The organism is Streptomyces sp. NPDC002790 (assembly GCF_040295505.1).
Lineage (GTDB): Bacteria > Actinomycetota > Actinomycetes > Streptomycetales > Streptomycetaceae > Streptomyces.
Window position 1 is genome coordinate 28,803 of the sequence record NZ_JBEOVM010000013.1, and the last position, 23,672, is coordinate 52,474.

25 protein-coding genes and 1 pseudogene are annotated in these 23,672 nt (G+C 70.9%); 16 read left to right on the forward strand and 10 right to left on the reverse strand.

From position 1 onward, the window contains the following. Window positions 1-4: 4 nt before the first annotated feature. From ABT004_RS09655 to ABT004_RS09665, 3 genes are read left to right on the forward strand one after another with little or no spacing between them, the layout of a single operon-like run. Window positions 5-745 carry an ABC transporter permease gene (locus ABT004_RS09655; protein WP_351333589.1) on the forward strand — a complete coding sequence of 247 codons (741 nt, stop codon included), beginning with the start codon at window positions 5-7 and terminating at the stop codon, window positions 743-745. Beyond that, window positions 742-1,893 carry a sensor histidine kinase gene (locus tag ABT004_RS09660; RefSeq protein WP_351333417.1) on the forward strand — a complete coding sequence of 384 codons (1,152 nt, stop codon included), beginning with the start codon at window positions 742-744 and terminating at the stop codon, window positions 1,891-1,893. The genes ABT004_RS09655 and ABT004_RS09660 overlap by 4 nt, the downstream gene beginning before the upstream one ends. A 10-nt stretch (window positions 1,894-1,903) precedes the next feature. Beyond that, window positions 1,904-2,515 (forward strand): response regulator, encoded by a 612-nt coding sequence (locus tag ABT004_RS09665; RefSeq protein ID WP_351333420.1) that lies wholly within the window; start codon window positions 1,904-1,906, stop codon window positions 2,513-2,515. Window positions 2,516-2,534: 19 nt separating this feature from the next. Here ABT004_RS09665 and ABT004_RS09670 read toward each other — a convergent pair whose 3' ends face one another. Together ABT004_RS09670 and ABT004_RS09675 are read right to left on the reverse strand one after the other, a co-directional pair. After that, entirely contained in the window at window positions 2,535-3,377 is an 843-nt protein-coding gene (locus tag ABT004_RS09670; RefSeq protein WP_351333422.1) for a transglutaminase-like and tetratricopeptide repeat-containing protein, read from the reverse strand. A gap of 64 nt (window positions 3,378-3,441) precedes the next feature. Further along, window positions 3,442-4,446 carry a GNAT family N-acetyltransferase gene (locus ABT004_RS09675; protein WP_351333424.1) on the reverse strand — a complete coding sequence of 335 codons (1,005 nt, stop codon included), beginning with the start codon at window positions 4,444-4,446 and terminating at the stop codon, window positions 3,442-3,444. Between the two features lie 140 nt (window positions 4,447-4,586). Here ABT004_RS09675 and fdxA point away from each other — a divergent pair, with 140 nt between their 5' ends. Both fdxA and ABT004_RS09685 read left to right on the forward strand, forming a co-directional pair. Further along, complete coding sequence (fdxA, locus tag ABT004_RS09680; protein WP_266713752.1) at window positions 4,587-4,907, forward strand: ferredoxin; 321 nt, start codon at window positions 4,587-4,589, stop codon at window positions 4,905-4,907. 103 nt (window positions 4,908-5,010) lie between these two features. Continuing rightward, window positions 5,011-6,114 carry a bifunctional succinyldiaminopimelate transaminase/glutamate-prephenate aminotransferase gene (locus ABT004_RS09685; protein WP_351333426.1) on the forward strand — a complete coding sequence of 368 codons (1,104 nt, stop codon included), beginning with the start codon at window positions 5,011-5,013 and terminating at the stop codon, window positions 6,112-6,114. A 496-nt stretch (window positions 6,115-6,610) separates the two neighbouring features. Here the strand turns inward: ABT004_RS09685 and ABT004_RS09690 are convergent, their stop codons facing one another. Together ABT004_RS09690 and ABT004_RS09695 are read right to left on the reverse strand one after the other, a co-directional pair. Beyond that, window positions 6,611-7,039 (reverse strand): ATP-binding protein, encoded by a 429-nt coding sequence (locus tag ABT004_RS09690; protein ID WP_351333428.1) that lies wholly within the window; start codon window positions 7,037-7,039, stop codon window positions 6,611-6,613. A gap of 298 nt (window positions 7,040-7,337) precedes the next feature. Next, entirely contained in the window at window positions 7,338-8,285 is a 948-nt protein-coding gene (locus ABT004_RS09695) for a VldE C-terminal domain-containing protein (protein ID WP_351333430.1), read from the reverse strand. Between the two features lie 62 nt (window positions 8,286-8,347). Between ABT004_RS09695 and dapE the strand changes: the two genes are divergently transcribed. Next, window positions 8,348-9,430 (forward strand): succinyl-diaminopimelate desuccinylase, encoded by a 1,083-nt coding sequence (gene dapE / locus ABT004_RS09700; protein ID WP_351333432.1) that lies wholly within the window; start codon window positions 8,348-8,350, stop codon window positions 9,428-9,430. 126 nt (window positions 9,431-9,556) lie between these two features. After that, window positions 9,557-10,306 (forward strand): LOG family protein, encoded by a 750-nt coding sequence (locus ABT004_RS09705; protein ID WP_351333434.1) that lies wholly within the window; start codon window positions 9,557-9,559, stop codon window positions 10,304-10,306. A gap of 17 nt (window positions 10,307-10,323) precedes the next feature. Here ABT004_RS09705 and folP read toward each other — a convergent pair whose 3' ends face one another. After that, complete coding sequence (gene folP / locus ABT004_RS09710; RefSeq protein WP_351333436.1) at window positions 10,324-11,184, reverse strand: dihydropteroate synthase; 861 nt, start codon at window positions 11,182-11,184, stop codon at window positions 10,324-10,326. 129 nt (window positions 11,185-11,313) lie between these two features. On the opposite strand from folP, the gene ABT004_RS09715 reads away from it, so the two are divergent. Together ABT004_RS09715 and ABT004_RS09720 are read left to right on the forward strand one after the other, a co-directional pair. Then, window positions 11,314-11,715, forward strand: a complete 402-nt coding sequence (locus ABT004_RS09715; RefSeq protein ID WP_351333438.1) for a DivIVA domain-containing protein — start codon at window positions 11,314-11,316, stop codon at window positions 11,713-11,715. Next, on the forward strand, window positions 11,712-12,302 hold the full coding sequence (locus ABT004_RS09720; RefSeq protein WP_351333440.1) for a DNA-3-methyladenine glycosylase I: 591 nt from the start codon (window positions 11,712-11,714) through the stop codon (window positions 12,300-12,302). Before ABT004_RS09715 ends, ABT004_RS09720 begins: the two co-directional genes overlap by 4 nt. A 49-nt stretch (window positions 12,303-12,351) precedes the next feature. Here ABT004_RS09720 and chcB read toward each other — a convergent pair whose 3' ends face one another. After that, the gene (gene chcB / locus ABT004_RS09725) at window positions 12,352-13,155 is read right to left on the reverse strand and encodes a 2-cyclohexenylcarbonyl CoA isomerase (protein WP_351333442.1); all 804 of its coding nucleotides are present in this window, start codon (window positions 13,153-13,155) and stop codon (window positions 12,352-12,354) included. Between the two features lie 320 nt (window positions 13,156-13,475). Between chcB and ABT004_RS09730 the strand changes: the two genes are divergently transcribed. Next, the gene (locus ABT004_RS09730; protein WP_266713770.1) at window positions 13,476-13,643 is read left to right on the forward strand and encodes a DUF3117 domain-containing protein; all 168 of its coding nucleotides are present in this window, start codon (window positions 13,476-13,478) and stop codon (window positions 13,641-13,643) included. Between the two features lie 177 nt (window positions 13,644-13,820). Here ABT004_RS09730 and ABT004_RS09735 read toward each other — a convergent pair whose 3' ends face one another. Further along, window positions 13,821-14,519: an O-methyltransferase gene (locus ABT004_RS09735; RefSeq protein WP_351333591.1), complete on the reverse strand. Its 699-nt coding sequence runs from the start codon at window positions 14,517-14,519 to the stop codon at window positions 13,821-13,823. A 156-nt stretch (window positions 14,520-14,675) separates the two neighbouring features. Between ABT004_RS09735 and sigE the strand changes: the two genes are divergently transcribed. From sigE to ABT004_RS09760, 5 genes and pseudogenes are all read left to right on the forward strand, one after another. Next, the gene (sigE, locus tag ABT004_RS09740; protein ID WP_351333445.1) at window positions 14,676-15,461 is read left to right on the forward strand and encodes an RNA polymerase sigma factor SigE; all 786 of its coding nucleotides are present in this window, start codon (window positions 14,676-14,678) and stop codon (window positions 15,459-15,461) included. Then, complete coding sequence (locus ABT004_RS09745) at window positions 15,458-16,459, forward strand: anti-sigma factor family protein (protein WP_351333448.1); 1,002 nt, start codon at window positions 15,458-15,460, stop codon at window positions 16,457-16,459. Before sigE ends, ABT004_RS09745 begins: the two co-directional genes overlap by 4 nt. A 362-nt stretch (window positions 16,460-16,821) precedes the next feature. Continuing rightward, a pseudogene (locus tag ABT004_RS09750) lies at window positions 16,822-17,931 on the forward strand (S1C family serine protease); the annotation flags it as partial. A gap of 178 nt (window positions 17,932-18,109) precedes the next feature. Next, the gene (locus ABT004_RS09755) at window positions 18,110-18,589 is read left to right on the forward strand and encodes a sec-independent translocase (protein WP_351333450.1); all 480 of its coding nucleotides are present in this window, start codon (window positions 18,110-18,112) and stop codon (window positions 18,587-18,589) included. A gap of 163 nt (window positions 18,590-18,752) precedes the next feature. Continuing rightward, on the forward strand, window positions 18,753-19,430 hold the full coding sequence (locus ABT004_RS09760; protein ID WP_351333452.1) for a hypothetical protein: 678 nt from the start codon (window positions 18,753-18,755) through the stop codon (window positions 19,428-19,430). 74 nt (window positions 19,431-19,504) lie between these two features. Here the strand turns inward: ABT004_RS09760 and ABT004_RS09765 are convergent, their stop codons facing one another. From ABT004_RS09765 to ABT004_RS09775, 3 genes are read right to left on the reverse strand one after another with little or no spacing between them, the layout of a single operon-like run. After that, on the reverse strand, window positions 19,505-20,638 hold the full coding sequence (locus tag ABT004_RS09765) for an Mrp/NBP35 family ATP-binding protein (RefSeq protein ID WP_351333454.1): 1,134 nt from the start codon (window positions 20,636-20,638) through the stop codon (window positions 19,505-19,507). Between the two features lie 44 nt (window positions 20,639-20,682). Then, a complete protein-coding gene (locus tag ABT004_RS09770; RefSeq protein ID WP_351333457.1) occupies window positions 20,683-21,252 on the reverse strand; it encodes a DUF1003 domain-containing protein in 570 nt (189 codons plus the stop codon). After that, window positions 21,242-22,564 carry a magnesium transporter MgtE N-terminal domain-containing protein gene (locus tag ABT004_RS09775; protein WP_351333459.1) on the reverse strand — a complete coding sequence of 441 codons (1,323 nt, stop codon included), beginning with the start codon at window positions 22,562-22,564 and terminating at the stop codon, window positions 21,242-21,244. Before ABT004_RS09775 ends, ABT004_RS09770 begins: the two co-directional genes overlap by 11 nt. Before the next feature lie 248 nt (window positions 22,565-22,812). Between ABT004_RS09775 and ABT004_RS09780 the strand changes: the two genes are divergently transcribed. After that, complete coding sequence (locus ABT004_RS09780) at window positions 22,813-23,511, forward strand: hypothetical protein (protein WP_351333594.1); 699 nt, start codon at window positions 22,813-22,815, stop codon at window positions 23,509-23,511. Window positions 23,512-23,672: the final 161 nt, after the last annotated feature.

Here is a 23,672-nt window from a genome sequence, read left to right on the forward strand (position 1 = left end):
CGGCATGAACAGCCTGATCAAGCTCGAACTCACCCGCGCCCTGCGCAACCGGAAGTTCCTGTTCTTTTCCGTGATCTACCCGTCCGTCCTCTTCCTGCTGATCGCGGGCAAGGCGGACAGCACCAGTATGGTCGACGGAACGGGCCTGAACGTGCCCGCGTTCATGATGGTCTCGATGGCCTCCTTCGGGGCGCTCACCGCCGTCCTCATGGGCAACAGCGAGCGCATCGCGAAGGAGCGGGAGAACGGCTGGGTGCGGCAGTTGCGGCTCACCCCGCTGCCCGGACGCGGCTACGTCCTCGCGAAGACCGCGAGCGCCGCCGTCGTCTCGCTCCCGTCCATCGTGGTCGTCTTCGTCGTGGCCGCGGCCTTCAAGGACGTACGGTTCGACGCCTGGCAGTGGCTCGCGCTCACCGGTTCGATCTGGGTCGGCAGCCTCGTCTTCGCCGCGCTCGGCGTGGCCATCGGCTATCTCGCCTCCGGCGACGCCGTCCGGCCGATCACGATGATCACGTACTTCGGGCTCTCGATCCTGGGCGGCCTGTGGATGCCGACGACCGGATTCCCGCAGTGGCTCCAGAACATCGCGGAATGGCTGCCCACTCACGCGTACGCTGCCCTCGGCCAGGCCATCGAGCTGGGTGGCGCCCCCGAGGCCAAGGACGTCGCACTGCTCGTCGCGTACTTCCTGCTCTTCGCGGGAGGCGCGGCCTGGCTGTACCGGAAGGACACGTTGAAGGCGTGAGCGAGCCAGGGGAGTGGGCGGAGGCCGGCCGAGCGCCGTCGAACCGACGCGAGTTGTTCGTGAAAGCGCTGTGGATCGGCGTGTGGCTGGTCTTCCTCGGCGACCCGGTCGGCGACCTGGCGGCGGGCCACCACAGCACGGTGGGCACCGTGTTCGGCTGGGCGGGGCTCGGCGCGTTCACGCTCACGTACCTGGTGCTGGTGTTCCGGCACACGAACCGCCCGTTCGCCCGCGCCGTCGTGGTCTCGGTGCTCGGCCTCCTGCCCGTGCTCGCCTGCGTGCTCTGCCTGACGCTCGGCGAGTCCTGGCTGGTGCTCTTCGTGTACGTCGCCGTCGGCTGCGGGGCCGTGCTGCCCATGCGGCAAGCACAGATCATGATCCTCGTGGTGACCGGCGTGATGGTGGCGCTCGCCCTGCACCTCGGGGCGGGACCCGACATCGGTCTGGTCGTCTCCGCGCTGCTGGGCGGCTTCTCCATGACGGGCGTACGCCGACTGGTGCGCACGACACGGGAGTTGCGCCAGGCGCGCGCCCGGGTCGCCCAGCTCGCCGCCAACGAGGAGCGCCTGCGCCTCGCCCGCGACCTGCACGATCTGCTCGGCCATTCGCTGTCGCTGATCACGCTCAAGAGCGAGCTCGCGGGGCGGATGCTGCCCGACCACCCCGACAAGGCGGCCGACCAGGTAGCCGACATCGAGAAGGTCAGCCGGCAGGCCCTGGTCGACGTGCGCGAGGCCGTCAGCGGCTACCGGCGCGCCCGGCTCGCCACCGAACTCGCGGGCGCCCAGGCCGCGCTGACCGCGGCGGGCGTCGCCGCGGACGTGCCGTCCGAGACCCCGGAGCTGCCCGAGACACCCGAGTCGGCGCTCGCCTGGACGCTGCGCGAGGCCGTCACCAACGTCGTACGGCACAGTGGCGCACGGCGCTGCGTCATCGAGGTCACCCGGCGTCAGACCCTCGAAGGACCCCAGGTCGAACTGACCGTGGAGGACGACGGCTCCGGCCCGTCCGGGACGCCGCCGGGCAACGGCCTCACCGGCCTCACCGAACGACTCACCGCGGTCGGCGGCACCCTGGAGACGGGCGCGGCACGCGGGGGAGGCTTCCGTCTGGTGGCCCGGGTCCCGGCCGCCTCCGCGGACGTCTAGGATCCGCCGCATGAGCGTGATCAAGGTGCTGTTGGCCGAGGACCAGTCCATGGTGCGCGAGGCGCTCGCCGCGCTGCTCGGACTCGAGGCGGACATCGAGGTCGTCGCGCAGGTGGCGCGCGGCGACGAGGTCCTGGCCGCGGCCCGCGCGCACGCCGTGGACGTGGCGCTCCTCGACATCGAGATGCCGGGCTGCACGGGCATCGAGGCGGCCGCCCAACTGCGTGCGGCGCTCCCGGGGTTGAAGGTCGTCGTACTCACCACCTTCGGTCGGCCCGGCTATCTGCGCAGCGCCATGGAGGCGGGCGCGGCCGCGTTCCTGGTCAAGGACGCCCCGGCCGCGCAACTCGCCGACGCCGTACGGAAGGTGCTCGCGGGCGAACGTGTCATCGACCCCACGCTCGCCGCGGCGGCCCTCGCGGAGGGCGCGAACCCGCTCACCGACCGCGAGCGCGAGGTGCTGCGCGCGGCGGCGGACGGCCGCACCAACGCGGAGCTGGCGACCGCGCTGCACCTGTCGCAGGGCACGGTCCGCAACTACCTGTCGATGGCGATCCAGAAGCTGGCGGTCCGCAACAGGGCGGAGGCGGTGGCCGCGGCGCGGGACAAGGGCTGGCTGTGACTCCCGGCGGCCCGGCGGCTCAGTTCAGCATCGCGCGGGCCGCCCGCGCCTGCTCCCGCACCGACTCCGCCGCCGTCTCGTCGACGGCCCCGACCACGTCCGCGTACGCCTCCAGCTCCACCGCCCCGGTCACGAAGTCCGCGCGGCGTACGAGGAGCTGGGCCCGCTCGTAGCGCAGTCGCGCCGGGTGGGCGGGCAGCAGCAGCGACAGTTCCACGGCCCACAGCGACACGTCGGAGCGCTCGGGCCGCGTCGCCGCCCAGGCCCGGATGTTGTTGAGGATCCGCAGCACCACGTCCAGCGGATCGGCGGGCCGCAGCATCGACGGATCCAGCGGGCCGCCTGTCGCCCCCGCCACGAGCGTCTGCGCGTCGGACCCCGTAAGGACCCGCCCGCCGTCGAACGGATCGGCCAGCACCTGCTCGTCGGTGGGGCCGAAGCCGACCACGAAGTGCCCCGGCAGGGCCACCCCGCACACCGGCGCGCCCGCCCGCCGGGCCACCTCCAGCCACACCACCGACAAGAGGATCGGCAGCCCTCTGCGGCGCCGTACGACCTCGTGCAGGAGGGACGACTCGAGCCGCTGGTAGTCGTTCGGCGTGCCGTGGAAGCCGGCGCGTGCGCCGAGCAGCTCCGCGCACGCGGTGGCCCAGCCGTGCGGCGACCCCGGCCGGTACGGCAGCCGACCGGCGAGCTCGTCCAGCTCGATCTGCACGGCGTCCATGCCGGCCTCGTCGAGCGAGGCGTCGCCCTGCGCGGCGAGCAGCAGACACAGCTGCGCCAGATCGGGCCGCTCGGCCCGCGCCTCTTCGGCGAACCGCCGCCGCAGTTCCGTGGAACGGGGGGAAAGGTGGGGGGACATACGTGCCTCGTGCCCTTTCAGGCCGATCGCTACATCGATCAGTACGGCATTCGTCGCTACGGCATCAACCGTCACGCCGTTCCGGAGCACGGTAGTGGTGGTACGCGTGATGCGTGGCGAAACCCATGCGGTCGTAGAGGGCGTGTGCACCCGCGTTGTCCGCCTCGACCTGGAGCCAGGCCGCCGACGCGCCCTCGTCGAGCGCCTGCCGGGCGAGCACCGTCATCACGTCCGTGGCGAGTCCCCTGCGGCGGTACGCAGGGTCGACCTCGACGGCGGCGAACCCGGCCCACCGCCCGTCGACCACGCACCGCCCGATCGCGGCGGGCACGCCACCGTCGCCCGGCACGGTCGCGAACCACACCGAGGGGCCGGCGCACAGCACCTTCAGCGCGACCTCGCTCGCCCCCTTGCGCTGGTACCGCGCGAGCCACGCCTCGTCCGGCTCGCGGCTCAGCGACACGTGCGGCGCGTCCGGCGCGTCCCCGATGGGCGCGAGCGCCGCGATCCGCAGCTCTGCGCTCACCTCGCGCGCCCACCCGCGCTCCTCAAGCCCCGCGCACAGCACCTCCTGCGCCCCCTCGGCCCCGGTCGCCGTCTGCGCGTACGCCGGTAGGCCACGGGCCGCGTACCACTCCTGTACGCGGCTCAGCGCGTCGTCGAGCGGACGGCCGGGATCCCCCAAGGGGAGTACGGAGTTCGCCCGCCGGGTGAAACCTTCGGAGGCGCGCAGCTCCCACTCGCCGAGCCGCTCGCTCTCGATCGGCTGCCACGCGCGCGAGGCGACGCGAGCGAGCTCCGGGTACGTGGCCGAGGGGCCGCGGCGACGCGCGGGCGCGGCCGGCACGACCTTCCCCGCGACCAGCGTGGACTCCTCGATCCGCACACCTTCACCGTTTCTCCGTGTGACGAGGAGCACACCATCGTTCCACGATGTGAGAACTCCGACGGTGTCGGTGAACTTTCGACCCGCGGAACCGTCCCCGCTCACCCGTCGCACAGAGACGCGTTTCCCCACGTCATCACCTGAAATGCGAACTTCCAGGCGTCCGCCCGCAGTGAATTCCACAGCTCGCCCCACCCCTCCTGTTCGGATCATGGCCAGGAACGGAGATACTAGAGGCGGGCATCGACGACGCCGCGCTCCCGCGCGCCAGGCGGCGGAGCCTGCGGAGGCCCGCCAGCGCCCTATCGAGGAGGAACGACAGCGTGACCTACGTCATCGCGCAGCCTTGTGTCGACGTCAAGGACAAGGCGTGCATCGAGGAGTGCCCGGTCGACTGCATCTACGAGGGCAAGCGGTCCTTGTACATCCACCCGGATGAATGCGTCGACTGTGGCGCCTGTGAGCCGGTCTGCCCGGTCGAGGCGATCTTCTACGAGGACGACACTCCTGAGGAGTGGAAGGACTACTACAAGGCGAACGTCGAGTTCTTCGACGATCTCGGTTCGCCCGGTGGTGCCTCGAAGATGGGCCTGATCGACAAGGACTATCCCTTCATCGCCGCGCTGCCGCCGCAGAACCAGTAACCGTCAGCGGTACGCACAGGCGCTGCCCCGGTCCCGTACGGCTCTGACTGCCGTACGGGACCGAGGTATTTGTTCCACCACCCCGTATGAGAGCGAGCTGACCGTGTCCACCGTCCCGGCCCCCATCGACCGCCTCCCCGCCTTCCCCTGGGACAAGCTGGAGCCGTACAAGAAGACGGCCGCGGCGCACCCGGACGGCATCGTCGACCTCTCCGTCGGCACGCCCGTCGACCCGGTGCCCGAACTGATCCAGAAGGCGCTGGTCGACGCCGCGAACTCGCCGGGCTACCCGACGGTCTGGGGCACCCCCGAGCTGCGTGACGCGCTCGTCGGCTGGTGCGAACGCCGCCTCGGCGCCCGTGGCTTCGACCACACGAACGTCCTGCCGGTCGTCGGTTCCAAGGAACTGGTCGCCTGGCTCCCCACCCAGCTGGGCCTCGGCCCGGGTGACAAGGTCGCGTACCCGCGCCTCGCGTACCCGACGTACGAGGTGGGCGCCCGGCTGGCCCGCGCGGACCACGTCGTCTACGACGACCCGACCGAGCTCGACCCGGCCGGCCTGAAGCTCCTGTGGCTCAACTCCCCGTCGAACCCCACGGGTCGGGTCCTTGGCAAGGACGAGCTGAAGCGCATCGTGGACTGGGCGCGGTCGCACGGCATCCTGATCTTCTCCGACGAGTGCTACCTGGAGCTGGGCTGGGAGGCCGACCCGGTCTCGGTCCTGCACCCGGACGTCAACGGGGGCTCGCACGAGGGTCTGGTCGCGGTCCACTCGCTCTCGAAGCGCTCGAACCTGGCGGGTTACCGTGCGGCGTTCATCGCTGGCGACGCCTCGGTGCTCGGCCCGCTCCTCCAGATCCGCAAGCACGGCGGCATGATGACCTCCGCGCCGACGCAGGCGGCGGTCGTCGCGGCGCTCGGCGACGACGAGCACGTGCGGGTGCAGCGCGAGCGTTACGCGGCTCGCCGCGAGGCGCTGCGCTCGGCTCTGCTGGCCCACGGCTTCCGCATCGAACACAGCGAGGCGAGCCTGTACCTCTGGGCCACCCGCGACGAGTCCTGCTGGGACACGGTGTCCGCCCTGGCCGACCTCGGCATCCTGGTGGCCCCCGGCGACTTCTACGGCGAGGCGGGCACCACCTTCGTCCGCGTAGCCCTGACAGCCTCGGACGACCGAGTGGCGGCGGCGGTGGCCCGGCTGGCCTGAGGGGTGGTGGGGGCCTGCCGGCTCCCACCACCGGGCACCTGTGGGCTCCGCCCGTGGGCGGAGCCTCACGAGCCGGGGCCTCACGAGCCGGGGGCTCCGCCCGGGGGCGTCGGCTCTCGCTCAAGAGCGGGGTTTGATCCACCCACCGCCACGGTGCAGTGGACCGCCACCAGGCTGCCCGCCCATCTCCCACCCACCCGCCCCCTCCGGGAGCGTCGGCCCGACGGGGCACCGCCACCGCCTGGGTAACCCGCCACTCAGGCGTACGGGTGGCCGCCACCCCCGCCTTGGGCAATCTGCCGCCACCCGCCTCCCTACCGGTTGCGGTCGACCACCCCCGCCTTGGGCAATCTGCCGCCTTGGGCGGCAGGGTGGGCAAGGCGGCACCCCGGTGCCGCGCACCCATACGACAGGCCCCGGCCACGGCACGGCCCGGCAGCAAAACGGGGCACCAGGAGCAGAACGCTCCCGGCACCCCGTTCAACCAAACCGGCGGTCAGCCGATCGGCAGGTTGCCCAGCGCCCCGGTCGGCAGGCCACCACCACCCACCGGCAGCCCACCATCCGTCGCGGTCTTGGTCGTCTCACCGAGCACGTCACCCGCGCTACCGGCCGCCCCACCCGCGGCCTCCTGTGCCGCCGGCGTGGCGGTCTTCGCGCCGGAGCCCACGACCTTGCCCGCCGCCGGCACGGCCTTCTGGACGGCCTTGCCGCCGGTGGCACCGGCAGCACCGGTGGCATGCCGCGCCGCGCCGTCGACGGTGCCGCCCACGTTCGCACCGTCCAGGGCGGTCACACCGCCCAGATCGGTCGTGGCCGGAAGGGCGACGGCGCTGGCGGAGCCGGCCGCACCGACCACGGGCGCCGCTCCTGCCGCAACGAGCAGCGCGGCGCGGGCGATCCGACGGGTCAGGGGGAGGGACATGATGCTCCTTAGACGGGAGAGAACGTTTGGCGCCCGGTTGCCGTGCGGCGATCGGACGCCGTGACAACAGCCCCAGCCCCCAGGAAGGTTGCGGGTCGGAAACGTAAAGGGTTCGTAATGCGTCGCATTATCAGTTGTGGGCAGAAACGGGCAAAGTGCACGCATCGCCGCCCTCTGCAGAACCCTTACGCCGCCCTGCTCACAAGGGTCTTGGGGGCAGCGCCCCACCTCACCCGAAGGTGCCCTCTCGACGTCCACCCAGCATGATCCGCGTTACCCGTTCGAGTGAGCGCCCGGACTACTGCCCAGTGACGATCCGGACCTCACCGACGGTCATCGAGGCCGCGGGACCGGACCGGCCACCCCGCTTCGCGGAGGACACCTTGCGCCAGGTGTCCCCGGACCCACCGGCGGCCCACTCGCGGCCCGCGTAGGAGACCCGCTCGATGCGCAGCGTCGAGGAGTTGGCCACCGCCCACTGCGCCAGCTCCCAGCCGCGCTGCCGCTCCCCGCCCTCGGCCGAGTCGACGGCGGCAGGCACGGGGACGCGGACGGACCTCTCGCCCGACCCTTTCGCGGACGCCACGTCCCGCCCGAAGTCACGGGCGAGCGCGGCCCGCACGCGCGCGGGGTCGCCGGACCGCACACCCTCGCCACCGAGCGCCCGCCCGTCGCAGGTGAGCGACGCGGCGGCGCGACCGGTCAGCGAGGCGGCCAGCAACGTCGCGTCCGGCTCGTGCTTCGCGTACGCCTGCGGAAAGCCGCTGCGCTGCACGCGCTGCGCGGCCGCGGTCAGCGGGAGCCGCGAGTAGCCGGGGATCTGCGCCAGGTGCGAGTAGAAGCGCTCGGAGGCGTACGCCGGATCCATGATCTGGTCCGCGGTGCCCCAGCCCTTCGTGGGCCGCTGCTGGAACAGGCCCAGCGAGTCCCGGTCGCCGTAGTCGATATTGCGCAGCCCCGACTCCTGCAGCGCCGTCGCGAGGGCGATCGTGACGGCGCGCTCGGGCATGCCGTGCGAGGTGCCGACGGCCGCGATCGTCGCCGCGTTCACCGCCTGCTCGGAGGTGAACTCGTACGTCGCCCCGTCCCCCTCCCCGTCCGCCGAGATGACCGTGCATCTCGGCTTGGAGCGGCCCCCGGTCGCGTACTGCACCGCCATGTACGTGGCCACAGCGAGCAGCACGACGACGGCCGCGCCGATCCGCAGGAGGCGGCCGCGCCGGACGAGAGTGGGGGGCTCAGGCACGCGTCCAAGGTACTGGAGTCCACTGACAGGCCCCTCGTCCCACGGGTATTAGGCTCGACGCCATGGACCGCACCCCCCTTGACCTCACCCAGGACGCCGCGCGCCTCACGGCGCAGCTGGTCGACTTCGCCTCGCCGAGTGGCAGCGAGAAGGAGCTCGCCGACGCGATCGAGGAGGCCCTGCGGGAGCTGCCGCACCTCACGGTGGACCGGTACGGCAACAACATCGTGGCCCGGACGAACCTGGGGCACGACGAGCGGATCATCCTCGCGGGACACATCGACACGGTCCCGATCGCCGACAACGTGCCCTCGCGGCTCGACGAGGACGGCGTCCTGTGGGGCTGCGGCACCAGCGACATGAAGGCGGGCGTCGCGGTCCAGCTGCGGATCGCGCGGACGGTCCGCGAGCCCAACCGCGACCTCACCTTCGTCTTCTACGACAACGAAGAGGTCGCCGCACACCTCAACGGGCTCGGGCATGTGGCCGACGCCCACCCCGACTGGCTGGAGGGCGACTTCGCGATCCTCCTGGAGGGGACGAACGGCGACGTGGAGGGCGGCTGCCAGGGCACCCTGCGCGTCATCCTGAAGACCAAGGGCGAGCGGGCCCACTCCGCGCGCGCGTGGATGGGACACAACGCCATCCACGCTGCGTCCCCCATCCTGGAGCGCCTCGCCGCCTACGAGCCCCGCAAGCCGGTCGTCGACGGCCTGGAGTTCCACGAGGGCCTCAACGCGGTCCGTATCGAGGGCGGCGTCGCCACCAACGTCATCCCGGACGAGTGCGCCGTCACCGTCAACTTCCGCTACGCGCCCGACCGGTCGATGGCGGAGGCCGAGCAGTTCGTCCGCGACTTCTTCGCCGGCTGCCCCATCGAGGAGATCGTCGTCGACGACCACACGGGCGGCGCCCGGCCCGGCCTGAACCATCCCGCTGCCGCCGCCTTCGTGGCCGCCGTGGGCGGCGAAGTACGCCCGAAGTTCGGCTGGACCGACGTCTCCCGCTTCAGCGCACTCGGCGTTCCGGCGGTCAATTACGGCCCCGGCAACCCGATCTTCGCGCACAAGATCGACGAGCGGGTCGATACCTCGCTCATCCTGGAGGGCGAGAAGCGCCTGGCCGCCTGGCTCACCGCTTCCTGATACGTCCAGGTCCCTCGTATGTAACCCGCGTAGACCTACCCTTGCTCTACGTAAGTGCGTGCTGTGTCTCCCCGGTGGGTAACCCCCGGACCCCAGCACGAAATGCACGCAGGAAGGGAGCAGACGATGAGCAACCCGGAGGGCAAGCGACGTCCCGTGGAGCAGCGGACGGGGCCGGTGGTCCGGCGCCGTGACCAGATGCAGCCAGGGACGAGCGACCAGCGTCTGCTCGACACCGAAGGCCCCTCGGGGTGGGTGCACACCGACCCGTGGCGGGTCCTGCGCATCCAGTCGGAGTTCATCGAGGGCTTCGGCACGCTCGCCGAACTGCCGCCCGCGATCAGCGTGTTCGGCTCGGCGCGCACCCCGGAGGACTCCCCGGAGTACGCGGCGGGCGTCGCCATCGGCAAGGCGCTGGTGGAGGCCGGGTTCGCGGTGATCACCGGTGGCGGCCCCGGCGCCATGCAGGCGGCCAACCAGGGCGCCGTGGAGGCCAAGGGCACCTCGGTCGGCCTCGGCATCGAGCTGCCCTTCGAGCAGGGCCTCAACCCGTACGTCGACCTGGGCCTGAACTTCCGCTACTTCTTCGTACGGAAGACGATGTTCGTGAAGTACGCCCAGGGCTTCGTGGTGCTCCCCGGCGGCCTCGGCACCCTGGACGAGCTCTTCGAGGCGCTCACCCTCGTGCAGACCACGAAGGTGACGCGCTTCCCGATCGTCCTCTTCGGCTCGCAGTACTGGAGCGGTCTGGTCGACTGGCTGAAGAACACGGTGATCGCCCAGGGCAAGGCCTCAGAGGTGGATCTGATGCTGTTCCACATCACGGACGACGTGGAGGAGGCGATCACGCTGGTCACCAAGGAGACGGGCAAGTAGGCCCCTTCAGCGGGCCGTTACGCGAGTCCCCGGCGGGCGACCGCCGGGGGCCGGTGTCCCGCGATGGACGCCACCATGTCCAGCACCTGCCGCGTCTCGGCGACTTCGTGCACCCGGTAGACCTGCGCCCCGAGCCAGGCCGACACCGCGGTCGTGGCCAGCGTCCCGATGACGCGCTCCTTGACCGACTTGTCGAGGGTCTCGCCCACGAAGTCCTTGTTGGACAGCGAGACGAGCACCGGCCACCCCGTGTCGACCATCTCCGGAAGCCGCCGCGTCGCCTCCAGGGAGTGCCGCGTGTTCTTACCGAAGTCGTGGCCGGGATCGATCAGCACGGACTCGCGCGGCACCCCGAGGGCGACGGCCCGCTCCGCGTATCCGACCGTCACATCCAGAATGTCCGCCATCACGTCCTCGTACGTCACCCGGTGCGGGCGCGTGCGGGGCTCGGCGCCGCCCGCGTGCGTGCACACGAGGCCCACCTGGTGGCGCGCCGCGACCTCCGCGAGCTTCGGGTCGACGCCGCCCCACGCGTCGTTGAGCAGATCCGCGCCCACCTCGCACACGGCGTCGCCGACCTCGTGCCGCCAGGTGTCGACGCTGATGATCACGTCGGGGAAGCGGCGCCGCACCTCGGCGACGAAGCCGACGGTCCGCCGCGCCTCCTCCTCGGCGGTGACCTCCTCGCCGGGTCCTGCCTTCACGCCACCGATGTCCACGATCATGGCGCCCTCGGCCACCGCCTGCTCGACGCGGGCGAGCGCGGGCTCGTCCCGGAACGTGGCGCCCTGGTCGTAGAACGAGTCCGGGGTCCGGTTCACGATCGCCATGATCACCGGCTCGTGCGCACCGAATTCGTGCTGGCCCAGCCTGAGCATCCCCTGTGACTCTCCTTCTCGTTCCTGGTTGAGCGTCGTCTGCGACCTTAACTGTCAGTGCGGCATGGCACGATCGAAGCCTGACGGTTGAGGGCCGCACGGCCCGTTCGGACCCAGGGGACGGCAGACATGGTCATGTTCTTGTTTCTGGTCGCCGCGCTGGTCGTGGTGATCGCGGCCGTGACGTTCGCGGTCATCGGCGGCGGCGACAGCGGGGCGCTGCGCGACGAGCCGTCCCAGTTCTACGCGGACCCGCTGCCGCCCGACCGCCCCCTGGCCCCGGCCGACCTGGAGGCGCTCCGGCTGCCCACGGCGGTGCGTGGCTACCGGATGGCGGAGGTGGACGAGGCGCTGGACCGTCTCGGCGCCGAACTGGCCGAGCGGGACGCGCGCATCACGGAGCTGGAGGCCGCCCTCACCTCGGCCCACACCCGGGCCGGCCCGCAGCCGAAGGAGCGGGGCCCCGACACGGGCTACGCGCCACCTGGTGAGTACGGGTTCGGATACGAGACGGGGGAGGGGTTCCGGTGAGCGAGCCGACAGGGGGAGCCGTCCCGGGCCCCGACGGAAAGCCGCGCTGCCCCTGGGGTCTCTCGACCGAGGACTACGTCGCGTACCACGACGAGGAGTGGGGCCGCCCGGTCCACGGCGACGACGCGCTGTTCGAGCGGCTCTGTCTGGAGGCTTTCCAGTCGGGCCTGTCCTGGATCACGATCCTCAGGCGCCGCGAGGGCTTCCGCGCCGCGTTCTCCGGCTTCAAGATCGCGGACGTGGCGGCCTTCACGGACGCCGACCGCGAGCGCCTGCTCGCCGACGTCGGCATCATCCGCAACCGCGCCAAGATCGACGCGACGCTTGCCAACGCGCGCGTGCTCGTGGACTGGTCGCCCGGCGACCTGGACAAGCTCATCTGGTCGTACGCGCCGGACGCCGTCACCCGCCCGGCCCCGAAAGAGCTCGGCGACGTGGCGGCGATCACCGACGAGTCGAAGGCGCTCTCCAAGGAACTCAAGAAGCGCGGTCTGCGTTTCGTCGGCCCGACGACGGCCTACGCGCTGATGCAGGCCTGCGGCCTGGTCAACGACCACCTGGCGGACTGTGCGTACCGCGCCCCATAGGGGCGCGGGGCCGCACGAGCGCACGGCACCGGCGACGCCAGGGGACCGCTCACCGTCCCAGGTACACCGGCTGCTCCTTCGCCAAGAAGGCCCGCACCGCGATGGTGTGGTCCTCGGAGGCGCCGGCCCGCGCCTGCAGCTCGTCCTCCTTGTCGAGCGCCTCGTCGAGGGAGTGGTCCCCGGCGAAGGCGACGGACTCCTTCAGCGCGGCGTAGGCGACGGTCGGGCCCTCGGCGAGGGTGCGCGCCGTCTTCCTGGCCTCTTCGGCGAGCTCGGCGGCAGGCACGAGCCGGCTCGCGATCCCCAGCTCGTACGCCTCCTGGGCCTTCAAGGAGCGCGGGAAGAGCAGTAGGTCGGCCGCGCGGCCGGGGCCGATCAGGCGCGGCAGCGTCCAAGAGACCCCGGAGTCGGCGGTGAGCGCCACGCCCGCGAACGAGGTGTTGAACGACGCGCTGTCCGCCACGATCCGGTAGTCGGCACAGAGCGCGAACCCGAACCCGGCACCGGCCGCCACGCCGTTCACCGCGGCCACCACGGGCTTCGGCATCTGGGTCAGGGCTCGCACGATCGGGTTGTAGTGCTCGCGCACCGTGCTCATGGTGCGGCCCTCGCCGGACTCCTGGTCCGCGAGCAGCGAGCCGACGTGCTCCTTGAGGTCCTGACCCACGCAAAACGCCCGGTCGCCGGACGCAGTCAGAAGCACCGCCCGTACCGTCTCGTCGGCGGCGGCCGCCTGCACCGCGTCGCGGAGTGCGACCTTGGCCTCGGTGTTCATCGCGTTCATCGCCTCGGGGCGGTTCAGCGTGATCGTCGCGAGCCCGTCGCTCACCTCGTAGAGCACGGTGTCGGCCATGGGACTCCTCCTATGCGGTCGCTCAGTCGTCCGTGCTCAGCATGACGTAGATCACGACCCATGGAACGCTCTCGGCATGTGACCTGCGTCTAACGAATTGGCCTCAGCCGGGGTCCGAAGATGGCGCAGTATCGCAGTCGGATCCCCGAATTGAGGGGTTTTGGTCGAGCGCGTTGTGCAAGCGATGCCGACCGATGTTGGTCATCGGGTCCCGCGATGCGGGATAATGACCTGGAAGCAATGTGTTCGATGCCGGTGACGTGTGCCCACTCTGAGGGCCGTCGGCTGACGATGAGCTGGTTTCAGGAAGGGGAACGAGCATGGCGGCCATGAAGCCGCGGACGGGTGACGGCCCGCTCGAGGTGACCAAGGAGGGGCGGGGCATCGTCATGCGCGTTCCGCTCGAAGGCGGCGGTCGGCTCGTGGTCGAGCTGACGCCGGACGAGGCGAGCGCCCTCGGCGACGAACTGAAGAAGGTAGTGGGCTGACACCTTCTGCATCCGCGTCCATGCCCCGCCGAGGCGGGGTTGGGCCGGTCGTCGGCTGACGCGCGAGCGACCATACCTTTTCGACTGCCCCGGCACCCATGTGGTGCCGGGGCAGTCGTGCGTGCGGGCGGTCGTGTGGGCAGAGGGCAGAGGGTCCGGGGTGTCGCCGCGCCCGGGTCAGCGCTTCACGGCACAGAGCAGCCCGTCGCCGACCGGCAGTACCGAGGCCATCAGCTCGGGGCTCTCCCGTACGGCCCGCAGGAGCTCGCGCTGGCGCACCACTTCCACCGGCTGCGGCCCCGCGTCGACGGTCCGCCCTTCGGCGAGGACCCCCTGGAAGACGACCAGGCCACCGGTCCGGAGCAGGCGCAACGATTCAGCGAGGTAGTCGAGGCACTCCATCCGGTCGCCGTCGCAGAAGACCAGGTCGTACCCGCTGTCGGCGAGCCGCGGCAGCACATCGAGGGCGCGGCCCGGGATGAACCGGGCCCGGTTGGTGGCGAAGCCGGCCGCGCGGAACGTCTGGCGCGCGAACTGCTGCCGCTCCGGCTCGGGATCGACCGTGGTGAGCACGCCGTCGGGCCGCATCCCGTGCAGCAGGTGGAGCCCGGACACGCCCGTGCCCGTACCGATCTCGGCGACGGCCTTCGCCCCTACCGTGGCAGCGAGCATCCCCAACGTCGCGCCCGCGCCGGGGGACACCGGGCACAGCCCTGCCTCGCGGGCCCGGTCGCGGGCCCAGCGAGTCGCGTCGTCCTCGGCGACAAAGGCGTCGGCGAACGCCCAACTCGTCTGCCGGTTGCCGGTAATGGCCCTCTCCCGTCCCCGTGGATGCCTGCGCGTGACTTTATCCGTTGGTGGCGGGAACTCGCAGATGGGACCGCGCGTTTGAACAGGCAGGGGGAAAGAGCAGGCTGGACAAGGGGAACACCGGGGAAGAACGCGATGGCGGCAGCCGTGCGGGCGGCGGTCGAGAACCGACCGGCAAATCTGAGTAAAAACGCTTATCCGGAGCTAACGGACGGAGTGGTTATGGTAGGTGCTCCACTGGACACCACCAGAGCCGATAGGGGAGGTGCGGCTGCGCCTGTGGATCGGAGAGGAAGGCTTCGGCGTCTTCTCAGGTCGGCGGGTGAGCCGAAATCCGTGACCAACACCGCTGACCGAATCCGCACCGTTGACTCCGCACAGACCGCGACCTTTGCCGCCGATGCGGACTCGCAGGCGTGGACTCCCCCCTCGTGGGAGGAGATCGTCAGCACGCACAGTGGCCGCGTCTACCGTCTCGCGTACCGCCTGACGGGGAACCAGCACGATGCGGAGGACCTCACACAAGAGGTCTTCGTCCGTGTCTTCCGTTCGCTCTCGACGTACACGCCCGGCACCTTCGAGGGCTGGCTGCACCGCATCACCACGAACCTGTTCCTCGACATGGTCCGTCGCAAGCAGCGCATCCGTTTCGACGCGCTGGGTGACGACGCCGCGGAGCGGCTGCCCAGCAGAGAGCCGTCACCGCAGCAGGTGTTCAACGACGCGCACTTCGACGCCGACGTCCAGCAGGCGCTGGACACCCTCGCGCCCGAGTTCCGCGCCGCCGTCGTTCTGTGCGACATCGAGGGCCTCTCCTACGAGGAGATCGCCGCGACCCTCGGTGTGAAGTTGGGCACGGTCCGCAGCCGTATCCACCGAGGCCGTTCGCAGCTGCGCAAGGCGCTGCAGCACCGCTCGCCCGAAGCCCGCAAGGAGCGCCGCACGCTCGCGGGCGCCGGTCGGACGGGGGCCTTCCCTGTCCTCGGAGGAGGGGGCGCGACCGCGTGAGTGGATCACGTCTCAATCCTGCCGAACGCCAACAGACCGCGGCCGACGAACACCTGGGGGACAGGCTGGCCGCCCTGGTCGACGGCGAGTTGGACCACGACGCCCGTGAGCGCGTCCTCGCGCACCTGGCGACCTGTGCCAAATGCAAGGCCGAGGCCGACGCCCAGCGCCGCCTCAAGAGCGTCTTCGCGCAGGCAGCCCCGCCGCCGCCCTCCGACAGCTTTCTCGCCCGCCTCCAGGGACTGCCCGCAGGAGGTGACAAGGGCGGTGGCACCCCACCGTTCGGGGGAGGCGGATTCGGCAGTGGCCGACCCCTCGGCGGAATCCGGGGCTTCGGCCAGGGAGTCTTCGACGTAGACCCGGAGCCCTTCGGCTACGCGCCCTCCGGCGCGCACGCCGCCGTCCTCCCCAGCGACCAGCACGGCTTCCGCATCCACGAAGTGGCCCGCGCCGACCGGCACGAGAGCGACCGGGGCTCGCGCTCCCGCCGCTTCGCTTTCGCCGCGGCCGGTGCGGTGTCGCTCGCCGCGATCGCGCTCGGCGGGGTGACGACCGCGGCTCCGGTCGACAGCTCCGACGCGCGCGGTGGTGGATCCGGCAGCAATGTCACGCCGCTGCGCAGTCAGTCGTCGGGTGCCGCCGCGGCTTCGGACACGCAGCGCCGCAGGTCGGGTTCCTCGCTGCTCGGTCAGCGCGGGGGCGCCCTCGCGGCGCCGGTCTCGCCGACCGGGGCGGGAGCGCCGCTGCTGCCGGGCGGGGGCCATGCGGAGAGTGCGGGCTATCCGTTCTCGACGCCGTTGTTGGCCGGTGCGGCCCGTATGTCGCCTCTCATACGTCCCACCGCCGCCCCCGCTGTCGCGGTCTCGGTCGCGCCACGGCCCACCGGATCGCCCTCGGCCTCGTCCGACGGCATCGCCTTCGGGGCGACAGGGCCCGGCCTTACCGCTGCCTCGGCTTCGTCGCCGACCGCGTCGTCCCGTCCTTCGTCGCTGCGCTGACACTCTCTGCGCCCGCGCCGTCGAACCTGGTTGAATCCAGGTGAGGCGGTGCGGTGCCGGTGCCGTGGGCCGTGGGCCAGGTGTGGGGAGAGCGGCGGGTTATGGACGAGGCCGAAGGCGGGTCGGTGGGCTGCGGCGCGGCCGGAGCTGTCCCTACGCCACGGGGCTCCGCCCCGGACCCCGCTGCTCAATCGCCGCAGGGGCTTGAGAATACCGACCGGCCGCACGGGCTTGAAGAGCCTGCTCAATCGCCGCAGGGGCTTGAAAATACCGACCGGCGGCACGGGCTTGAAGATACCGACCGGTCTCAGGGGCTCGAAAAGCCTGCTCAATCGCCGCAGGGGCTTGAGCAGGTTCGGTCTCGGTGTAAGCGTCGGCTCGTGCTCGGGGCCGTTGTCGTCGCCCTCGTCGCCGGAGGCGTTGGTGGGGGGATCGGGGAGTATATGGAGCGGGTCGGGGTCGGGGCGAGCATTCAACTGCCGCAGGCCGGCGTCGAGTCCACGCACCGGGATCCCGGCAGCGTGGCAGGTATCGCGGCGCGCACCCTGCCGGGCGTCGTCACCATCCACACCTCGGGTTCTTCGGAGCAGGGCACCGGCACCGGCTTCGTGCTCGACGGCCAGGGACACATCCTCACGAACAATCACGTCGTCTCGCCGGCCGACTCCGACGGTGAGATATCGGTCACGTTCTCCAGCGGTGAGAGCGCCCGCGCGGATCCGGTCGGGCACGACAACGGCTACGACCTCGCCGTGATCAAGGTGTCCGGGGTGCACGGGCTCAAGCCGCTGCCGCTCGGCAACTCGGAGAACGTGCAGGTGGGCGACCCGGTCGTAGCCGTCGGCGCCCCCTTCGACCTGGCGAACACGGTCACCTCCGGCATCATCAGTGCCAAGGGCCGGCCCGTCACGGCGGGCGGCGGGAAGGGCGACGGAAGCGACGTCAGCTACGTGGACGCGCTACAGACCGACGCACCCATCAACCCGGGCAACTCGGGCGGCCCGCTGGTCGACGGGAAGGCCCGCGTGATCGGCATCAACAGCGCGATCCGGTCGGCCGACACCGGCGGTTCGGAGCTGCCGGAGGGGCAGTCGGGCTCCATCGGCCTCGGCTTCGCGATCCCGGTCAACCAGGCGAAACGCGTGGCGGAGGAGCTGATCAACGCCGGGCGGGCGACACATCCGGTGATCGGGGTCACCCTCGACATGGACTTCTCGGGCGACGGCGCCCGCGTCGGCTCGAAGGGCAACAGCGGCGGCTCGGCCGTCAACCCGGGCGGCCCCGGCGCCAAGGCGGGCATCGAGCCGGGCGATGTGATCACCGAGGTCGACGGCGTCCGCGTGCACACCGGCCAGGAGTTGATCGTCAAGATCCGTACGCACCGCCCCAAGGACAAACTGGTTGTCACGGTCGAACGGGACGGAAAAGAGCGGGAAATGTCGCTCGTTCTCGGTTCCGCCGACGACGGCTGACCGACATCTGACCGGTTCTTGACCGGTCATGGCGTGGGATGCGAGATCCTGGAGGTGGTCCGGTGGCTACCGAATGGACAGGTGGGCCGGGTACCGTGGACCGGGTCCGCTGCCGGACCCTGCCGAAGACCTGCTGCTGATGTTCGACCGCGGGCCGAGGACACGCTAGGAGTGCAAGGTGTTCAACGATATTGGCCCGCTGGAGGTCGTGGCGATCGTCGTGCTGGCCGTTCTCGTATTCGGCCCCGACAAGCTCCCGAAGGTCATTCAGGACGTTTCACGCACCATCCGTAAGATCCGGGATTTCTCGGACAGTGCGAAGCAGGACATTCGCGACGAACTCGGCCCGGAATTCAAGGATTTCGAGTTCGAGGACCTGAACCCCAAGACGTTCATCCGCAAGCAGCTGGACAGTGACGAGCTGGGGCTCAAGGAGATTCGCAACGGCTTCGACCTGAAGAAGGAAATGGCCGACGTCTCCGACGCGGCGCGCACCGTCGGCGAGCTGGAGGACTCCGGATCGTCGAGTCCGTCCGGCGGCGGTGGCCGCGTGGACATGCAGAAGCGCCCCGAGGCGGTCGACATGAGCAAGGCTCCCGAGAAGTCCGGGAAGCCGGCCGCCATCGACCCGCCGCCCTTCGACGCGGACGCGACCTGAACCACCCCGAACCACCCCGAACGCGGCTGAACCACGCCTGACGAAACCGGGCCCCGCGGACCCGGTGTGGCATCCTGCCTTCTTGTTGCGCGGAGCGGACGTGAGGACGCCCGAGGGGGGCGGGCCGCGCCGGTCCGTAACTGACGAGGAGGCGGCCGGGTACATGGAGACGACGAGTCGGGTAGGCGCGCAGGCGCCGGCCACCGAGGGGGCCGGCGAGGCCCTCGCGGCCCGGCGCACGGTCGACGGCTACCTGCTGGCGCCCTTCCCGTGGTACGGCCTCGACGAGGCCTTCACGGGACCGCGTTGGCTGATGCAGGTCGGCACCACGGCGGACGGTTCCGTCGAGCACGGTTCGATCGGGCACGGTGACGAGCCCTCCGTACGCAGCGAGCTCACCGAGGACAGCGAGCGGTTCGCGGCCGTGGTGACCGTCGCCGCCAATCCGGTACGGCGCACCGCCGACGGTACCGGCGTCCTGGAGGCCACGTCCGTCTCCTCGGCGGCCTGGCTCGCCGGCGTCGGGCTGCTCTCCTACACCTGGCCGGTGCAGATGGACCACACACTGCGCGACGACTGGCTGGAGCAGCAGACCGAGACGGCGTGGGTGCTCGCGGACGATCTCGCGTCCGACGACTGGGCGACGCTGACGCTGCCGGTGGACGGGGTGCCGACCCCGTTCCACTACCGGGAGTCCGAGTACGGCTGGGTGCTCGCAGGATCCACGCAGGCCGGGGTGCACCTCGGCGCGTACGGGCGCGGCATGAGTGCGTACGGGCTCGGGTTCTCCGTCGTGAAGGACATCGCGGCGCTGGAACCGGAACCGGAACCGGACGCGTAACGAAGAACGGCGGGCCGCCCGGGATGGGCGGCCCGCCGTTCTGTTCGTGTCTCAGAGACACGATGGGCGTCTCGTCAGAACTTGTTGCGCGGCGTGATCCCGAGCGACATGCCCGAGAGGCCGCGCTGGCGCCCGCTGAGCTTGTCCGCGATCTCGCGCAGCGCCGAGCCCGCCGGGGACTCCGGGTTGGTGAGCACGATCGGCCTGCCCTCGTCGCCGCCCTCGCGCAGGCGTACGTCGATGGGGATGGAGCCGAGCACCGGCACCTCGGCGCCCGTGGTCCTGGTCAGGCCCTCGGCGACCAGCTTCCCGCCGCCCGTGCCGAACACGTCGACCATCTCGCCGCAGTGCGGGCAGGGCAGCCCCGACATGTTCTCGACGACGCCGACGATCTTCTGGTGGGTCTGCACGGCGATCGAGCCGGCCCGCTCGGCGACCTCGGCGGCGGCCTGCTGCGGCGTGGTGACGACCAGGATCTCGGCGTTCGGGACCAACTGGGCGATGGAGATGGCGATGTCGCCGGTGCCGGGCGGCAGGTCGAGCAGGAGCACGTCCAGGTCGCCCCAGAACACGTCCGCGAGGAACTGCTGGAGCGCGCGGTGCAGCATCGGTCCGCGCCACACGACCGGCGCGTTGCCCGGCGTGAACATGCCGATCGAGATGACCTTCACGCCGTTCGCCGACGGCGGCATGATCATGTCCTCGACCTGGGTGGGCTTGCCGTCGGCGCCCAGCATGCGCGGGATGCTGTGTCCGTAGATGTCCGCGTCGACGACGCCGACCTTCAGGCCGTCGGCGGCGAGCGCCGCCGCCAGGTTCACGGTCACCGAGGACTTGCCGACGCCGCCCTTGCCGGAGGCCACCGCGTACACGCGCGTCAGCGAGCCCGGCTTGGCGAACGGGACCTCCCGCTCGGCGGTGCCGCCGCGCAGCGCGGTCGCCAGCTCCTTGCGCTGCTCGTCGCTCATCACGTCGAGGGTGACGTCGACCCGGGTCACGCCCTCGACGGCCGCGACGGCGTCCCGCACGTTGTTCTCGATCGTCGAGCGCATCGGACAGCCCGAGACGGTCAGATACACGGTGACCGCGACACTGCCGTCCGCACCGATGTCCACCGATTTGACCATCCCCAACTCGGTGATGGGCCGGTTGATCTCGGGGTCGTTCACTGTCGCGAGTGCCTCGCGCACCGCGTCTTCCGTAGCCATGCACCCGAGTCTACGGCGGGGTAACCCGCACCCGGAAAGCCCTGTCACCGGTCGTCTACGTCACGTCCCCGCGTCCGCTCGGCGGGGAATACGCCGGGCCCCCGACCGGACTGCCGCTGTTCCTCCATCTCCTTGATGAGGTCCTGCAGCTCGGAGCGGATCCAGTCGCGCGTCGCGACCTCGCCGAGGCCGATCCGCAGGGCCGCCATCTCGCGGCTCAGATACTCGGTGTCGGCGATGGAGCGCTCGTTCTGTTTGCGGTCCTGTTCGAGGTTGACCTTGTCGCGGTCGTCCTGCCGGTTCTGCGCGAGCAGGATCAGCGGGGCGGCGTACGAGGCCTGCAGCGACAGCATCAGCGTCAGGAAGATGAACGGGTACTGGTCGAAGCGCAGATCGGGGGGCGCGACGATGTTCCACACCACCCACACGACGATGAGCACCGTCATCCAGACGATGAACCGGCCCGTCCCCAAGAAGCGTGCGATGCGCTCCGAGAGCCTGCCGAAGGCCTCGGGATCGTAATCGGGGATCAGCTTCCGCTTCGGCGCGAGCGGCTGGTCGAGCCGGATGCGCGGCCTGCGCGGGGCGTCGCGTTCGCGTTCCTCAGTCGGCATGGTTCACCTCCCCGGTGAAGGGGGTCCCACCTGCTGGAACGAAGCCGAAGGCCCGGGGGTGGAACTCCTGCTCGCGCCAGTCCTCGGGCAGCATGTGGTCCAGTACGTCGTCCACGGTCACGGCGCCGAGCAGCGAGCCGCTGTCGTCGACGACGGGCGCGGCCACCATGTCGTACGTCGCGAAGAACCCGGCGATCTCCGGAAGCTGCGCCTGGGGGGTCAGTGCCTGCAGATCTTCGTCGAGGATCGAACTGACCATCGTGTACGGCGGGTCGCGGAGCAGCCGCTGGAAGTGGATCGTGCCCAGGTACTTGCCGGTCGGCGTCTCGTCCGGGGGCCGGCACACGTACACCTGCGCGGCGAGCGCGGGGGACAGGTCGGGATTGCGGATGCGGGCGAGGGCCTCCGCGACCGTCGAGTCGGGGCGCAGCACGATCGGCTCGGTCGTCATCAGGCCGCCCGCGGTCCGGTCCTCGTACGCCATCAGGCGCCGCACGTCCGCCGCCTCGCTGGGCTTCATCAGGTCGAGGAGGCGTTCCTTGTCGTCCTCGGGGAGTTCGCCGAGGAGGTCGGCGGCGTCGTCCGGGTCCATCTCCTCCAGGACGTCGGCGGCGCGCTCCTCCTTCAGCTTGCCGAGCACCTCGATCTGGTCGTCCTCGGGAAGCTCCTCCAGGACATCGGCCAGGCGTTCGTTGCTGAGCGCCGCGGCGACCTCCGCGCGGCGCTTGGGGGAGAGGTGGTGCAGGACGTTGGCGAGGTCGGCGGGGCGCAACTGCTCGAACGTGGCGAGCAGGCTCTCCGCGCCCTGTCCGTGCTCCTCCAGGTTGAAGCCGTCGACGCCCGACCAGTCGACGGTGATCGTCTCTCCCTTGGCGCGCCGGAACGCGCCGCGCTTCGGGGAGTTCTTCCGTACGAAGACCCGGTCGATCTCCCAGTCGCGGCGCGCGGGCAACTGCTGGATGGAGACGTCGAGGACGGTGACCTCCTCGTCGCTCTCCACGAGCCGTACGCGCCGGTCGAGCATCTCGCCGAGGACCAGACGCTCGGTGGGCCGCTGTTCGAAGCGGCGGACGTTGAGCACGCCGGTGGTGATGACCTGGCCCGATTCGATCCCGGTGACACGGGTCATCGGCAGGAAGATCCGCCGCCGGGTCGACAGTTCGACGACGAGGCCGAGCAGCCGCGGCGGTCTGCGGCTCACGCGCAATATCGCCACCAGGTCGCGTACGCGACCCACCTGATCACCGTTCGGGTCGAAGACGGCGATGCCGGAGAGGTGCGACACGAAGATCCGGGGAACGCCTCCAGCCATACCGTCGCGCGCCTCCTTCCGTTCCTCATTCCCATTCATCCGGATATACGGGCAATTTCCCGCCCAGGCTAGCCGTTCCCCGTTCCCCGCGCCTTTGCGCGTCGGCCACCTGCCCCGGCGGGTAACCGAAGATCGCGGGGGTACGCTGCCGTACCTGCCCGCACCCCAGCTGCCGTACGAGAGGTAGTCCGCCCGTGACCCTGCGCCCCCTCACCCGACGTAGCCGCAGGACACTCGTGGTGGGCGTGATGTGCACGGGGCTCGCGGTGGGCCTCGCGGCGTGCAGCGAGGAGGACCCGGACGCGGGGACGAACGGGGTCGGCAAGCTGACCGCGGCCAAGATCCAGTCCCGTACGGTCAAGGCGGCCCGCGGCGCCGACGCGGTGCACGTCGCCGGGACGGTGGTCGTCAACAAGAAGACGTACAAGCTGGACATGCGGCTGAAGGACGACGGCGGCACGGGGTCGGTGAGCAGCGGCGGCGGCACGTTCCGGCTGCTGCGGGTCGGCGATCACCTGTACCTCAAGGCGGGCGCCGGTTTCTGGACGCACTCCGAGGACGGCAAGGAGGCGCACGGGGCGGGCAATGCCGCGCAGAAGCTCGACGGCAAGTACGTGAAGGTGCCGAAGGGGGACCCGGCCTACCAGCGGCTGAGCACGTTTACCGACAAGGGCGTGCTGCTCGACGGCCTGCTCGCGCTGCACGGCAAGCTGGCGAAGGGGGAGCGCGGCTCGGCGGGGGGCGTCCGTACGGTCGAGCTGACCGGTGACAAGGGGGCGGGCGGCACGCTCGACGTGTCCCTGGAGGGTGGTGCGTACCCGATGCGTCTGGAGCGGGCCGGTGGGGCCGGCACGATCCAACTCAGCGACTGGGGCACCGGCTTCACCCTCCGTGAACCGTCCTCCACCGAAACGGTCGACTACGGCCAGGCCCTGCCGGGCTCGTAACCGGCACCGGCGTTGACGCCTCGGGGCTCCGCCCCGGACCCCGCGCCTCAATCGCCGGCGGGGCTGAAAAGATCGCCTCAATCGCCGGAGGGGCTTGATAATGCAAGCCCCTGCGGTCGGGTGAGCAAATCAAGCCCCTGCGGCGATTGAGCAGCGGGGTC